Source organism: Burkholderia sp. Bp9140 (genome assembly GCF_003853425.1).
Taxonomy (GTDB): Bacteria; Pseudomonadota; Gammaproteobacteria; order Burkholderiales; family Burkholderiaceae; genus Burkholderia.
In genome coordinates, this window is sequence record NZ_QTPQ01000117.1 from 1 (window position 1) to 834 (window position 834).

General features: G+C 64.4%; 1 protein-coding gene. It reads right to left on the minus strand.

Annotated elements, in window-relative coordinates; all coding sequences use genetic code 11:
- The coding region (gene glyA / locus DIE21_RS36860) for a serine hydroxymethyltransferase (RefSeq protein ID WP_148092782.1) at window positions 1–834 on the minus strand (834 nt) is incomplete at both ends.

The following is an 834-nucleotide window of genomic DNA, read 5'->3' on the forward strand; positions in this document are numbered from 1 at the left end:
CCCAGGCGGATGCCGCTCGTCACGAACGGCTTTTCCGGATCGTTCGGGATCGCGTTCTTGTTCACCGTGATGTGCGCCGCGCCCAGCGCCGCTTCCGCTGCCTTGCCCGTGATGTTCTTCGCGCGCAGGTCCACCAGCATCACGTGGCTTTCCGTGCGGCCCGACACGATGCGCAGGCCACGCTTGACCAGCGTTTCAGCCAGCACGCGTGCGTTCTCGACCACCTTTTCCTGGTATGCCTTGAATTCCGGCGAAAGCGCTTCCTTGAACGCCACGGCCTTCGCCGCGATCACATGCATCAGCGGGCCACCCTGGATGCCCGGGAAGATTGCCGAGTTGATTGGCTTCTCGTACTCGGCCTTCATCAGGATCACGCCGCCGCGCGGGCCGCGCAGGCTCTTGTGCGTCGTCGTCGTCACGAAATCCGCGTGCGGCACCGGATTCGGGTACACGCCCGCCGCGATCAGGCCCGCGTAGTGCGCCATGTCGACCATCAGGTACGCGCCGACCGACTTCGCGATCTTCGCCAGACGCTCGAAGTCGATCTTCAGCGCGAACGCCGATGCGCCCGCGACGATCAGCTTCGGCTTGTGCTCGTTTGCCAGCTTCTCGGCCGCTTCGTAGTCGATGTCTTCGTTTTCATTCAGGCCGTAGCTCACGACGTTGAACCACTTGCCCGACATGTTCACCGGCGAGCCGTGCGTCAGGTGACCGCCGTGCGCGAGGCTCATGCCCATGATCGTGTCGCCCGGCTTGAGCATCGCGAAGAACACGCCCTGGTTCGCCTGCGAACCCGAGTTCGGCTGCACGTTCGCGGCTTCCGCGCCGAACAGC